12 protein-coding genes are annotated in these 13,438 nt (G+C 35.0%); 1 reads left to right on the top strand and 11 read right to left on the bottom strand.

The features are described from left to right. Position 1 precedes the first annotated feature (1 nt). The 4 genes from AAFN75_RS05965 to hemB all read right to left on the bottom strand — a co-directional run bounded on the left by AAFN75_RS05965 (position 2) and on the right by hemB (position 4,015). A complete protein-coding gene (locus AAFN75_RS05965; RefSeq protein ID WP_411808691.1) occupies positions 2-475 on the bottom strand; it encodes a methylated-DNA--[protein]-cysteine S-methyltransferase in 474 nt (157 codons plus the stop codon). A 64-nt stretch (positions 476-539) separates the two neighbouring features. Then, on the bottom strand, positions 540-1,625 hold the full coding sequence (locus AAFN75_RS05960; RefSeq protein ID WP_411808690.1) for a CNNM domain-containing protein: 1,086 nt from the start codon (positions 1,623-1,625) through the stop codon (positions 540-542). A gap of 91 nt (positions 1,626-1,716) precedes the next feature. Next, a complete protein-coding gene (locus AAFN75_RS05955; protein ID WP_411808689.1) occupies positions 1,717-3,000 on the bottom strand; it encodes a serine hydrolase domain-containing protein in 1,284 nt (427 codons plus the stop codon). Between the two features lie 25 nt (positions 3,001-3,025). Beyond that, entirely contained in the window at positions 3,026-4,015 is a 990-nt protein-coding gene (gene hemB, locus AAFN75_RS05950) for a porphobilinogen synthase (protein ID WP_411808688.1), read from the bottom strand. Between the two features lie 53 nt (positions 4,016-4,068). Between hemB and AAFN75_RS05945 the strand changes: the two genes are divergently transcribed. Beyond that, complete coding sequence (locus AAFN75_RS05945) at positions 4,069-6,705, top strand: DEAD/DEAH box helicase family protein (protein ID WP_411808687.1); 2,637 nt, start codon at positions 4,069-4,071, stop codon at positions 6,703-6,705. On the opposite strand, the gene AAFN75_RS05940 is transcribed toward AAFN75_RS05945, so the two are convergent. From AAFN75_RS05940 to hemA, 7 genes are all read right to left on the bottom strand, one after another. Then, a complete protein-coding gene (locus AAFN75_RS05940) occupies positions 6,706-7,092 on the bottom strand; it encodes a YchJ family protein (RefSeq protein ID WP_411808686.1) in 387 nt (128 codons plus the stop codon). 10 nt (positions 7,093-7,102) lie between these two features. Next, positions 7,103-8,005, bottom strand: a complete 903-nt coding sequence (hemF, locus tag AAFN75_RS05935; RefSeq protein ID WP_411808685.1) for an oxygen-dependent coproporphyrinogen oxidase — start codon at positions 8,003-8,005, stop codon at positions 7,103-7,105. Next, positions 8,006-8,548, bottom strand: coding sequence for a GNAT family N-acetyltransferase (locus tag AAFN75_RS05930; RefSeq protein WP_411808684.1), 543 nt, complete (start codon positions 8,546-8,548; stop codon positions 8,006-8,008). Further along, positions 8,538-9,296, bottom strand: a complete 759-nt coding sequence (locus tag AAFN75_RS05925) for an EI24 domain-containing protein (RefSeq protein WP_411808683.1) — start codon at positions 9,294-9,296, stop codon at positions 8,538-8,540. Before AAFN75_RS05925 ends, AAFN75_RS05930 begins: the two co-directional genes overlap by 11 nt. Positions 9,297-9,443: 147 nt before the next feature. Continuing rightward, positions 9,444-10,469 (bottom strand): uroporphyrinogen decarboxylase, encoded by a 1,026-nt coding sequence (gene hemE, locus AAFN75_RS05920; RefSeq protein WP_411808682.1) that lies wholly within the window; start codon positions 10,467-10,469, stop codon positions 9,444-9,446. Positions 10,470-10,566: 97 nt separating this feature from the next. Continuing rightward, entirely contained in the window at positions 10,567-12,141 is a 1,575-nt protein-coding gene (hemC, locus tag AAFN75_RS05915) for a hydroxymethylbilane synthase (protein WP_411808681.1), read from the bottom strand. Continuing rightward, on the bottom strand, positions 12,134-13,396 hold the full coding sequence (hemA, locus tag AAFN75_RS05910; protein WP_411808680.1) for a glutamyl-tRNA reductase: 1,263 nt from the start codon (positions 13,394-13,396) through the stop codon (positions 12,134-12,136). The genes hemC and hemA overlap by 8 nt, the downstream gene beginning before the upstream one ends. Between the last annotated feature and the right edge of the window lie 42 nt (positions 13,397-13,438).

Raw genomic sequence — 13,438 nt, 5'->3', positions numbered from 1 at the left:
ATTAAAATAAACTTTGTTGCTTATATGGGCTTTCGTGCTCTAGCAACCATTGTTTACGGTGTAAGCCGCCGGCATAACCAGTAAGTGAGCCATTACTGCCAATTACACGATGACACGGTACAATAATCCATAATGGATTTTTACCATTAGCATTGGCAACGGCGCGTATAGCTTTTACATCGCCCAATTGTTTTGATAATTCTAAATAAGATGTTGTTTTTCCGTAAGGGATTTGCTCTAGAGCATGCCAAACACGTTTTTGGAAATCTGTGCCGCTAGCATTTAATTTAAGGTTAAATTGTTTGCGTTCTCCTTTAAAATATTCATGGAGCTGAATAGCACAATCTTCTATTTCTACCGGAATAATATCTGTAATTTTTTCTTCGGAATTAAGTACCGTAACAGATGTAATACCATCAACATTACCAATTATTTTAGTGAATCCTAAAGGTGATTTAATGATGCAGCTTTCCATCTGAATTATTTTATTTTAAATGGTTAATTGCAACATTCATGTTAGTTTAATTGTGAATATTACATTATTCCATAGCTTTATCTTCTTCAATAATACCTAGTTTTTTAGCGCGTGCTTCCCAGCTTTTTCTGGCTAAATGTTGCAGGTCTGAAACATTATCGCTCTCATCCATAATTTCTAACCCTAAAAGCGTTTCAATTACATCTTCCATGGTTACTAAACCACTTACTGACCCGTATTCATCGACTACTAAAGCCATGTGGTTTCTGCTTTCTACAAGTTTTTCAAAAAGTGTAGGGATGGCTAAATCACGATTTACAATAATAATATCTCTTTTAAGTTCTGCTAATTTTTTATTACCATTACCTAAAGCCATTTCTTTAAAAATTTCGTCTTTTAAAACTAGGCCTTTAATATTGTCTTCGGTTTCTGAAAACACTGGGATTCTAGAAAAGCGAAGGTTTAAGTTTCTATTAAAAAAATCTTCGACTGTAGTGGTTTCATTTTCGGTTTTCATAACCGTTCGTGGTGTCATGATATTTTTCGAAAATATTTCTTTAAAAGTTAAAAGATTTTTAATGATTTTACTTTCGTTTTCTTGAAAAACACCTTCTTCATGAGCCATATCGGTCATTACCATAAATCCTTCTCTACTTAAAACGCTACCATGACCTTTACCGCCAATTAATTTTGTAGTTAATTGTAATAGCCATAAAATCCCCGTCCATTTTAAAGGAAAAATTAGTACCGTTAATGCTTTTGATGTGAAGTTTGCTAATTGTTTCCAGTAGGTTGCTCCAATGGTTTTCGGTACAATTTCTGAGGCTACTAATATTAAAAGCGTCATGATTGCTGAAACTACACCTACAGTATTTATGCCCCAAAATTCAATTTTAAATTCTAAGCTTTCGGCTTCAATACCAACCATCATTGCACCTAAAGTATGTGCAATAGTGTTTAGCGTAAGTATGGCTATTAGTGGTTTGTCTACATCTTTTTTTAAGGCTTCTAATGTTAAAGCATAATCCTTTCCTTCTTGTTTTTTAACATTTATAAAGGTTGGAGTAACGCTTAATAAAACAGCCTCAAGGATGGAACATAAAAATGAAAAGAAAATTGAAATGGTTGCCCAAAAAATTAATGCGCTCATAGGTTTATTTTGTTAATGGCTAATTTACGAAATCAATTGAATTCCTTTCCAAAATCTAATGACTTTGTATAAAAAGAATATTTAACGCATATCAATTTGCGGCGTCGTAAAATGTTTGTTGTAAATGAATTCTTATGTTATGGTTATATATATTTCTGTTTTTTCTGGTTGGGTATACACGGTTAGATAGGAATATAAAAACCATGTCGTTTACAGGGTCTGCCCAAACAAAAGTACCTGTAAACCCAGAGTGACCAAAACTTTTAAAACTAGCTTTGGGTGCAGGATAAGCAGTTTTTAAACTTAAGGTATCGTTGCCTTGCAGGGGCTTATCGAACCCTAAACCACGGCGATTATTGTTTTCGGGATATTGAATTTTGGTAAATTCATTAATGGTTGAAGCTTTTAAAAATTGGTTGCTATTATAATTTCCATTTTGAAGTAGCATTTGCATGTATTTCGCTAAGTCTAGAGCGGAACCAAATAAGCCCGCATTTCCAGAAATACCTCCTAAAAGTGCCGCATTTTCATCATGAACCCACCCTTTAACTAATGTTTTTCTAAATATTGAATCGTATTCGGTTGGAACTATAGCGTTTTTAAAGTGCTTTTTTGAAGGTAGATATCCTAACGTTTCGCATCCTAAAGGCTTATAAAAGTTATTTTGTAAATATTGGGTGTAAGATGTTTCCGTTAAAGTTTCAATAATTTTCGGGTAAATTAAGGAGGCTAATCCAGAGTATTTATAGGTTTTTTCAGTGTGAACTTTAGATCGATTAATTTTTCTAAAAACTTTATTTTTAAAACGATTTTTTATGTAAATACGATTATACATTTGGTTAGAAAAACGTGTGCTAGCTTCGGTTTTAACAAAGCGTTTTTTTACAGTGCCGTTTTTAGTAACACTATTTAAAAAAACAATATAGGGTTGCATTCCAGATTGATGCGCTAATAGCTCGCGTAGCGTTATATGTTTTTTGTCTTTTTTGTGTTTCCATGGTTCCCAGTAAGTACTAAAAGGCATGTCTAAATCTAGCTTCCCTTCTTCGTAAAGCTTCATTAAAGCGGGTAACGGACCAACTATTTTAGTAACCGAAGCTAAATCGTAAATGTCGTTTAAATTTACCTTGTTAATGCTATCGTAAGTATGATAGCCATAAGCCTTATGAAATATAATTTTTCCTTTTTTAGCAACCAAAAGTTGGGCTCCCGGAAAGGCCTCTTGCTTAATACCTGTTTGTATTATGGAATCTATTTTTGTGCGGATGAAACCTGCGTTTAATCCCACGGATTCTGGCGTATCATATTCTAATTGTGCCAGCACCAATTGTGATGACAACAGAAATGAAACGGCAAAAAACAGATTTTTAAGCATGTAATAAACCGAAATTTTTTTTAAGTTACGAAATCAATTTCACAACATCCTTAGCAAAGTAGCTTGCTATTATATCAGCGCCAGCACGTTTAAATGCCATGGTAGTTTCCATCATGACTTGGTCGTGATTTAGCCAACCTTTTTCTGCAGCTGCTTTTATCATGGCATATTCACCAGAAACTTGGTAAACAGCTACAGGAACATCGACTTCGTTTTTAATGTCTCTTAAAATATCGAGATATGAAATACCCGGTTTAACCATTACAATATCCGCACCTTCATCAATATCCATTTCGGTTTCGCGCATGGCTTCAAAACGGTTTCCATAATCCATTTGGTAGGTTTTTTTATCCTTCGGAATATCTACTAAATCAACAGGAGCAGAATCTAAGGCATCGCGAAAAGGCCCGTAAAAAGCCGAAGCATATTTTGCAGAATAGCTCATAATGCCGGTATTAATAAAACCTTCATCTTCCAGAGCTTCGCGAATGCTAAGAATACGACCATCCATCATATCGCTTGGTGCCACAAAATCGGCTCCAGCTTGTGCGTGCAAAACGCTCATTTCTGCTAAAAACTCAGCGGTTTCATCGTTTATAATTTGTCCGTTTTCAATAATACCATCGTGTCCGTAGGCTGAATATGGATCTAAAGCCACATCGGTCATCACCAACATGTCTGGGCACACATTTTTAACGGTTTTAATAGCGCGTTGCATTAATCCGTTTGGGTTTAAGGCTTCTTTTCCTTGGTTATCTTTTAAATTATCTGGCACTTTTACAAAAAGTAACACCGATTTTAATCCCAAACTCCAAAGGGCTTTAACCTCGCCTTCTAGCAAATCTAAACTATAGCGAAAGTAATTTGGCATCGACGGAATTTCATCTTTTATGCCTTTGCCTTCAACCACAAAAAGCGGTACTAAAAAATCGTTTGGTGTTATAACGGTTTCACGAACTAAAGCGCGAATGGCTGCATTGGTTCTTAATCTTCTATTTCTTCGTAATGGAAACATAGTTTTTGTTACTTTTATCAAATACAAAGTTAATCATTAAAACTCATTTTGTATTGCTAGAATCCCTAAGTGTTTTAGAATTTAAGTTCCCTTGGCGAAGTTATCAGGAAACCCTATTAAAAAATTTTGATAGTCATATTTTAGACCACCATTTTCATGTTATTGCGCCTCCGGGATCGGGAAAAACCATTTTAGGAATCGAAATTTTAAGGCGATTAGGCAAAAAGACATTGGTTTTAGCACCTACGCTTACTATAAGAAATCAATGGGAGAGTAGGCTGCAGGAGTTTTTTACTGAAGGTAATAGTTTTAAGGCTTGTTCCTTTAACATAAAATCGCCTAGTGATATTACGTTTTCAACCTACCAATCGCTTCATGCGCTTTATAAGTCTTTTGAAGATGACGAAGATTATTTTAAATTTTTCGAAACCCATAATATTGGAACCGTAGTTTTAGATGAAGCACACCATTTAAAAAGTGCCTGGTGGAAATGCCTTATGGCTTTAAAAAACCGTAATTCGTTTTTTGTAGTGGCACTAACTGCAACACCACCTTACGATAGTAGCCGAAGCGAGCTTGCCAAATACTTTACATTATGTGGCGAGGTAGACGATGAAATTGCGGTACCCGATTTGGTAAAAGAAAACGATTTATGTCCGCATCAAGATTTTGTATATTTTTCGAAACCCAACGATTTAGAAATTAATTTCATTGTTGAATACCGACAAAAAATATCGAAATTTCAAGATGATGTATCGCATGATGAATCGTTTACAGCACTACTTAAAAACCATAGGTTTTATAAGAACCCAAAGATTCATTTGGATGAAATTTACTCGAATACATCCTACTTCTCATCCATTTTAATTTTTTTGAATGCCTGTGGAATTTCCATTGAAGCAGAAACCTTAGAAATTTTGGGTTTTAATAAAAATGAAACCATTCAGTTTCCAAAACTCAATTTAGAATGGTTGGAAATTCTGCTTAAAAACCTTTTGGTTACAGATAGAGAAACTCTGCTAACTCACGAAGATTACCTTATTACACTCGAAAAAAAACTAAGACGCCTTAATGTTTTAGAACGCAACCAAGTGAATTTTGTTGGCGAGCAATTGCTTTATAAATCTTTGGCGTATAGCCCAAGCAAGCTTAAAAGTATTGTAAAGATTGTGGCGTCCGAAAGGGAAGCTTTAGGAGAAAACTTAAGCTGTGTCATTTTAACCGATTACATCCGGAAAGAGTTTTTAAACACCTCTAAACAAGCTATTGAAACCATTAATAAAATTGGTGTTTTGCCTATTTTTAAATATGTAAAAACATATTGTTCTTATAACCACGAATTAGCTGTCTTAACGGGTAGTTTGGTTATAATCCACACTTCTATTTTAAAGGCTTTTGAAGCGATAGGGAATACGGATAATTTTTCGTTTTCTCCTCTAGTTAGTGACCACGAATTTTTGGAAGTAACGACTAAAGGTAAACCCGAAAAATCGATAGTCGAAATACTTACGCAGCTTTTCGAGAATGGTACTATAAAGGTTTTAATAGGAACAAAATCGTTGTTAGGCGAAGGTTGGGACGCACCTTCAATTAATAGTTTAATTTTGGCTTCTTTTGTGGGGTCTTTTGTGTCATCAAACCAAATGCGAGGTAGAGCGATTAGAAAGGATGCTAGCAAACCTAATAAAACAGGAAACATTTGGCATTTAGCTTGTGTAGATCCAACGGCAACAGATGGCGGACGAGAAGTTGATATATTAAAACGACGTTTTGAAGCCTTTGTTGGTATTACAAACACCTCAATTCCTTTTATATCTAATGGTTTTAATCGCCTTAATTTTCCTAAAAACCTAACGGTAGAAGCTATTGATAGCCTAAATACTGAAACTTTACAAAAATCTCGACAAAGACCAGTAATTACAAAGCAATGGGCAAGTTCCATTGGAAACGGTACAAAATTAACTAAACAAGTTAAATGGCTTTATCTAGATGAGAAACCTTATAAAGCCCAAAAGCAAATTTACTTTTTTGATGTTGTTCGGTTTTTTGTTGCCGAATTATCGGTAACCATGTTGTGGTTTTATTTTGAGTTTATTTTAGAAGGTCTGCAACTTATTATTAGTCGTGGGTTAACGTATTTTATTTATGCGTTTATGGGGGCGTTTGTGTTTCGTTTTGGTTTAAAATTATACAAAGCGGTGTCGTTGTATTTACGTTATGGATACTTGCATAAAAAGATTAAAAAAATAGGTTTAGTCATACTTAATACCATGCATGAGTTGAAGCTTTTAAATACTAGTATTCAAAATATTGAAGTGGTTGCATCTCGTTTAGATAAAGGTGATGTGGTATGTATGCTAGTTGGAGCTAATAATTACGAGAGTGCTTTATTTTCTAGGGCATTAACCGAAATGTTAGATCCTGTAGATTCGCCTCGATATTTAATTATAAAGACCAGTTTTTTTAGAAAACGACTTAACGTTGAAAATTTTTATCCTGTTCCTGAAATTTTTGGCAACAAGAAGGAAAATGCACTCGTTTTTAAGAAGCATTGGACAAAATTTTTGGGTAGAAATAAATTGGTGTTTACACGACAAGTTGAAGGCCGAAAACTCCTTTTGAAAGCTAGATTATTTCATGCTTATAATGCCTTTAAAGAGGTGTCTAAAGAGGTGATTGTTTGGAAGTAGTTATTTGCTCAACCCCAAATAAAACCAAGTATTGTTTTCTTTTACAAAAGCCGATTTTTCGTAAATGATTTCCACTTTTCCTTTCTCATAAAAATACGCTTGAAACGTAACAGTACCTTCGGTATCGGTTTCGGTGCCTTTTGTTGTTTCTAGAACTTCTAGCTTTATCCATTCTACATATTTTGCCCATTTTACAATCGACGCTTTTTCTTTTATTGGTCGGGTAGAAGGATGGTGACTTTCCATTAAATAATCGCCATCGGCTTTAACAAAAGCCGCATATCTAGATCGCATAAGTTGCTCTGCGGTTTTGGCTTCAGTTATGTTTATATGAGCCTTTTGGCAGCAATTCGAGTAGGTTTTTAAACTTCCGCAGTAACAGTCCATAGTAATGTTGTTAAACCCAGTTTATGGGATTTTGTAATACTTTAATAAGTTTTTCTTCTTCGCTTCCAGCTTCCGGATGGTGGTCGTAAACCCATTGTACATGCGGTGGTAAACTCATTAAAATACTTTCTATACGTCCGTTTGTTTTTAAGCCAAAAAGTGTGCCTTTATCGTGTACTAAATTAAACTCTACGTAGCGTCCGCGACGAATTTCTTGCCAATTGCGTTGGGCTTCTGTATATGGTAAATCTTTACGTTTTTCAACAATAGGAACATAAGCTTCTAGAAAACTATTACCAACTTCGGTTACAAAGTTGTACCAATTTTGCATACTCATATCATCGGTAGCTTTACAATAATCGAAAAATAAACCGCCTAAACCTCGGCCTTCGTTTCGGTGAGCATTATAAAAATACTCGTCGCAACGTGCTTTGTATTTTGGGTAGAATTCTGGATTATGCTTATCGCAAGCTGTTTTACAAGTTTGGTGAAAGTGTTTAGCATCGTCTTCAAACAGGTAATATGGTGTTAAGTCTTGTCCGCCGCCAAACCATTGGTCTACAATGTTTCCTGCTTTATCATACATTTCAAAATAACGCCAATTGGCATGTACGGTTGGCACCATTGGGTTTGTAGGATGCAAAACCAAACTTAATCCGCAGGCAAAAAAATCGGCATCTTCTACGCCAAAATATTTTTGCATGCTGTCTGGTAATTTACCATGAACACCAGAAATGTTAACGCCTCCTTTTTCAAAAACATTACCGTTTTCAATTACACGCGTGCGGCCACCACCACCTTCTGGCCGTTTCCAAATGTCTTCTTGAAATTTAGCTTTACCATCAATAGCTTCAAGCTTTGAGGTTATGCTGTCTTGTAAATTTTGTATGTATTGATAGAATTTATCTTTCATTTATTCAATCTCTTTATAAAGCTCATACAACTCCATATCTAAAGGCTGTTCTCCTGGAGGTGTATGTTCGTTTTTTAGTGTTTTAATATGCGTAAAATTGTTGTTTATGGCAACTTTTAAACTAGCTGTATTACTTTCATGGACTATAATTTGAAGCGTTTTTAAACCTAAGCTCTCAAAGGCGTGGTCTGATAACTGTTTTACAGTTTCGGTGATTATGCGTTTACCTTCAAAACTGTAGTCGATGCAATATGCGAATTCACCTTGTTTGGTGATCCAGTTAACTTCTTTAATATACACTAAACCAATTAATTTGTGGGTTTCAATTTCCTTAATAGTGAATAAAAATTCATCTTTGGATTCAAACTGTTTTGTTTTTTTAACAACAAAAATATTAGATAAATCGGGTGTTAAATTCTGTTCTAAAGTTTTTGGGAAATAGCGTTTTAATCGGTCTTCGTTGGTAACAGCAAAGTTGCATAAAGACCATCCATCTTTTGGGTGAATAGGTGTAATGCGATAAGATGCAAAGTTAAGCTGCATGTTTGGGTTTGTTTTTAATTTGAATCGCTTCTACCGTTTTTGTTGAAGCCGCTGTTACCGATAAGGGTAGCACTAAAATTACACCAATTACCGGAATTAATAAAAACAGGATAAAAACAATACCGTTACCTATTGCTAAACCTTTGTGTTTGCTTACAAATTGTAAGCTATCTTTATAGTTATAATGACGCTCTAGTGTGTAATCCATATTACCAAAACCGGCATAATAGGCTTGTAGCATAAAGAGTAAAATGGTTGAAAATATATTAACTACAGGAATAAGTTTTAAAAGCAGAATAGGAATGGTAAACAACAGTTCTTTAAATAGGTTCCTTAGATTTATTCGAATACCTCGCCATAATTGTTCTGAAAAGCTTGTATTTCTGTGTGAATGTGGTGGGTTACCTGTAAAATGAGCTTCTATTTTTTCGGAAACGGGACTCATAAATGGTGCCGATAAAGCCATAATGATGTGTTTATAAAGGATGAGCCCAATGACCACTATGATTAATCCGCCTATAAAATTACTTATGGACGCGAATGTTTCTTTACCCCAATCCCAAATCCAAATTTTTGATATGAATGCGCCAATATTATCTGATAAGCCGTAAGCTGAACCAAAAACAACGATTGCGGTTACTAGGCTAATTAGCATAGGAATAGCAAAATATTTCCAGAGTTTTAATTTTGAAATTAGATTGAAAGCACCGAAGTATGCTTTAATTCCTGAAATGATGTTCTTTATCATAACGTTTCTGTTGCGTTAGGGATTGAACCGTCTGTTTGAGCTCCTCGCAGAGAGCGAGTAGTGAAAGCGCGACCTACTTTTTTATAACGATAAGTATATTTTTAAAACCGATTGTTACATAAAAAAGTAGGTAACGCCCAAAATATTTTAGTTTCCGTATTCTTTTACGGCATCGATAAACGCTTTGGCATTATCCAATGGAATGTTTGGTAAAATACCATGACCAAGGTTTACAATGTATTTATCCTTACCAAAATCATTTATCATTTGGTGCACCATCTTTTTGATTTCGGCTGGTGGAGAAAATAGTCGTGTTGGGTCGAAATTTCCTTGTAGTGTAATGTTTCCGCCGGTTAAATAACGTGCGTTACGCGCAGAACAGGTCCAGTCTACACCCAAAGCAGAGGCACCAGATTTGGCCATTTCGCCAAGTGCGAACCAACACCCTTTTCCAAAGGCGATTACCGGAGCATCGTCTTTTAAGGCATCGATTATTTGTTGGATATATTGCCATGAGAATTCTTGATAATCGACTGGTGACAGCATACCGCCCCAAGAATCGAATACCTGCACAGCGTTACATCCTGCTTTTACTTTTTCTTTAAGGTAAGCTATAGTGGTATCTGTGATTTTTTGTAATAATTGGTGTGCTGCAATTGGGTTTGTAAAGCAAAACTCTTTGGCTTTATCGAAATTTTTGCTGCCTTGACCTTGCACGCAATAGCATAAAATGGTCCATGGTGAACCTGCAAAACCTATTAACGGAATTTCGTTATTCAGTTTTTCTTTGGTTGCTTTAATGGCTTGGTAAACGTAATCTAGAGCTACGGTTACATCTGGAACAATAACATTATCGACATCTTTTTGAGAGCGAATAGGGTTTGGTAAATACGGACCAAAATTTGGTTTCATTTGTACCTCAATATTCATGGCTTGAGGAATTACCAAAATATCGCTGAATAAAATGGCTGCATCCATGCCGTAACGACGGATAGGTTGTACTGTAATTTCGCTTGCTAACTCTGGCGTTTGACAACGTGTAAAGAAATCGTATTTAGCCTTTATTTCCATAAATTCTGGAAGGTAACGACCTGCTTGACGCATCATCCATACTGGTGGACGATTAACTGTTTCTCCTTTTAATGCTCGTAAAAATAAATCGTTTTTTAACATGGTTGCTACTTAATGGTTGCTAGTTAATGGTTATTAGTTAATAGTTGTTTGAGGTTTGTGGTAAGACTACTAACCAACAACTAATAGCCAATAACCATTATATATAATGCTCGTTTACTAATTCAATTACACTCTCTACAGTTGGTACTTTTGCAACTCTAACATCTTTAAAATGTTTTTTAGCCTCTTTAGCTGTGGTTTCGCCAATACAAAAAGCAATAACCTCTGTGTTATTTGCTTTAACAAAACTTTCAACGGTTGATGGACTGTAAAACATAGCAGATTCTACCGAGTTGTTAACTTTTACAGCATCGTACTTGGTTTGATACGCTTCTATTTCATTAACTTTTATATTGTTTTCTTCAAGAATGTTAGGTAAGTCGTCTAATCTTAAATCGCTACAGAAGTAAGTAACCTCGGTGCCTTCAATATAATCGGTTAAATATTCAGCAAGTTTTTTTGCATTCTTTTCGGTATGCTTAACCTTGCCTATTTTATTTTCGACCAAACGTTTTGTTCTTCGGCCAACACAGTAAATATTTTTGAATTGTAACTCTATTGCCGAATAGTTTGTAGTTAAAGATTCTACTGCGTTTTTGCTGGTAATAACTACATTTTCGATTTCATTTTTTAATAAACGTGGCGCAATACGATTCAAACTTATTTTAATAAAATCTGAACTTTCTGCGACTACTTTTTCATGAAACAGTAAACGTTGGTCTTCAGTAAAACTCTTTGTAGAATATACGTTTGTTTTTCTCTCTGAATTTTTAATTTTATCCATTAAGCGTTTACCACCACGCTCAATTACAAAATCGGCACAATATTGTGCCATATCATGATGTTCACCAAGTTTTTTAACTCGGGTAACGTCTATTCTTTTGGTTCCGTCTGGACTTAATAATACACCTTTAAAGTTGATTTCTTCATATTTAATGTATGCTAAAGCGCCTATCGGAGCTGTACAACCACCTTCTAGTTTATTTAGAAATTCGCGTTCTATTGCGGTACAAATTTCTGTTTCTTCGTGGTTTAATGCGGCACAGGCTTCTTTTATAAACGCGTCTTCTTCTAAAGCCGTAATCATAATTGCACCTTGTGCAGGAGCTGGAATCATCCAGTCTAAATTAATAGCTTTTTCTGGTCGTATTCCAATTCTCCCAATACCTGCAGCGGCAAAAATAGCACCATTCCATTCGCTATCTTCCAGTTTTTGTAAACGTGAATTTACATTACCACGTAAATCTGTAATGGTATGTGTTGGAAAACGGTTTAACCATTGTGCTCGACGACGTAAACTACCAGTAGCAATAACGGCTTCTTTAGCGCCTAAAAATTCTTCATTGTCTTTAAAAACCAATGTATCGTTAACATTGCCACGTTTTAAAACAGCTGCTTGTATAATTCCGTTTGGTAAAACTGTTGGCACGTCTTTTAAAGAATGCACAGCAATATCAATGTCGTTATTCAACATAGCGATATCTAATGTACGGGTGAATATACCAGTAATACCAAGCTCGTAAAGGGGTTTGTCTAAAACTAAATCGCCTGTAGATTTTACAGGTACGAGTTCGGTTTTATGACCAGCTTCTTCTAGTAATTTTTTAACAATGTTGGCTTGCCATAGTGCTAATTCACTATCGCGAGTACCAATTCTTATGGTTTTAGACATTTTTTGTAGACGGTTCTAATTGGAATACTTTTTTAATAAGTTCCAAGCTTTCATCAGTAGAGACATCATCATCTCTTAAATGATGTGCAAAATGATTGGTGATTTTTTGAATGATGTTATTACTAATTAATTCGGCTTGCGCTTCATTAAAATTAACGTTTTTCTTGCGTTGGGTGTTTAATTCTGCACTAGCAAAATCAGATAATTTATGTTTTAAAGCTTTAATAGTTGGAGCAAATTTTCTGGTTTCTAACCAGCAATTAAATTCTGCTTTAACTTCTTCTATAATCGCTTCCGCGGAAGGAATATGTGCTTTTCTAGCCTCTAAAGTTTCATCGGTCATTTGAGATAAATGATCTAAATGAATTAATGAGACATTATCTAATTCTTGGACGTTTTCGTTAACATTCTTAGGTATAGATAAATCTAAAATTAAAAGCGGTTTGTTTGTTTGAATAAGGTGTTTATCAATAGTTGGGCGTTGTGCGCCAGTGGCAACTATTAATATATCAGAGGTGCTTACTTCTTCTTGTAAATTAGCATAATCTTTAACAAGTAAATTAAATTTTCCGGCAACTTGTTCTGCTTTGTCTTTAGTTCTGTTTATTAAAGTAATGTGCTCGTTTTTAGTGTGTTTAACTAAGTTTTCGCAAGTGTTTCTTCCTATTTTTCCTGTTCCGAATAATAAAATATTTTTATCAGAAACATTTTCAACATTTTTAAAAATATACTGCACAGAGGCAAACGATACAGATGTTGCGCCCGATGAAATATCGGTTTCTGTTTTAATACGCTTACTGGCTTGTATAACCGCATTTACTAAACGCTCTGTAAAATTGTTTAGTAAGCCGTATTTTCTAGATAGTTTAGCGCTAATTTTTAGCTGGCTTATAATTTCGAAGTCACCAAGAATTTGACTGTCAAGACCAGAACCAACGCGAAACATATGCGAGATAGCCTCTTTGTTTTTATATACGTACGCGACATCCTGAAATTCTTCAACGGTTCCGCGAGTATTATCGCAAAGCAGTTTAATAAGTTGAAAAGGGTGTTGTGCAAAACCATAAATTTCGGTTCTGTTGCAGGTAGAAGTAACTACTAAACTTTCTATACCATTTTCCTTTGCTTGATTAAGCAATGTAAGCTTAGAGTCTTCATCTAAACTAAAATGTCCTCTTATATCTGCATCGGCTTTTTTGTAACTTAAACCAATAGCATAAAAGGAACTACTTTTACTTATATTATATTTCTGCATTGCTGTACCTGAAAATGTGAAGCAAAAATATAGTGATGCGTT

This window comes from Algibacter sp. AS12, assembly GCF_046736315.1.
Classification (GTDB): Bacteria; Bacteroidota; Bacteroidia; order Flavobacteriales; family Flavobacteriaceae; genus Algibacter_B; species Algibacter_B amylolyticus.
Note: the sequence above shows the minus strand (reverse complement) of the source record. Positions and strands in the feature narration are given on the sequence as shown.

Excerpts from the sequence above, each read along its gene's own strand:
- hemB (WP_411808688.1), bottom strand. The coding sequence starts at position 4,015 with ATGTTTCCATTACGAAGAAATAGAAGATTAAGAACCAATGCAGCCATT.
- AAFN75_RS05940 (WP_411808686.1), bottom strand. The coding sequence starts at position 7,092 with ATGGACTGTTACTGCGGAAGTTTAAAAACCTACTCGAATTGCTGCCAA.
- AAFN75_RS05960 (WP_411808690.1), bottom strand. The coding sequence starts at position 1,625 with ATGAGCGCATTAATTTTTTGGGCAACCATTTCAATTTTCTTTTCATTT.
- hemA (WP_411808680.1), bottom strand. The coding sequence starts at position 13,396 with ATGCAGAAATATAATATAAGTAAAAGTAGTTCCTTTTATGCTATTGGT.
- AAFN75_RS05965 (WP_411808691.1), bottom strand. The coding sequence starts at position 475 with ATGGAAAGCTGCATCATTAAATCACCTTTAGGATTCACTAAAATAATT.
- AAFN75_RS05930 (WP_411808684.1), bottom strand. The coding sequence starts at position 8,548 with ATGCAGCTTAACTTTGCATCTTATCGCATTACACCTATTCACCCAAAA.
- hemF (WP_411808685.1), bottom strand. The coding sequence starts at position 8,005 with ATGAAAGATAAATTCTATCAATACATACAAAATTTACAAGACAGCATA.
- AAFN75_RS05955 (WP_411808689.1), bottom strand. The coding sequence starts at position 3,000 with ATGCTTAAAAATCTGTTTTTTGCCGTTTCATTTCTGTTGTCATCACAA.
- AAFN75_RS05925 (WP_411808683.1), bottom strand. The coding sequence starts at position 9,296 with ATGATAAAGAACATCATTTCAGGAATTAAAGCATACTTCGGTGCTTTC.
- hemC (WP_411808681.1), bottom strand. The coding sequence starts at position 12,141 with ATGTCTAAAACCATAAGAATTGGTACTCGCGATAGTGAATTAGCACTA.
- hemE (WP_411808682.1), bottom strand. The coding sequence starts at position 10,469 with ATGTTAAAAAACGATTTATTTTTACGAGCATTAAAAGGAGAAACAGTT.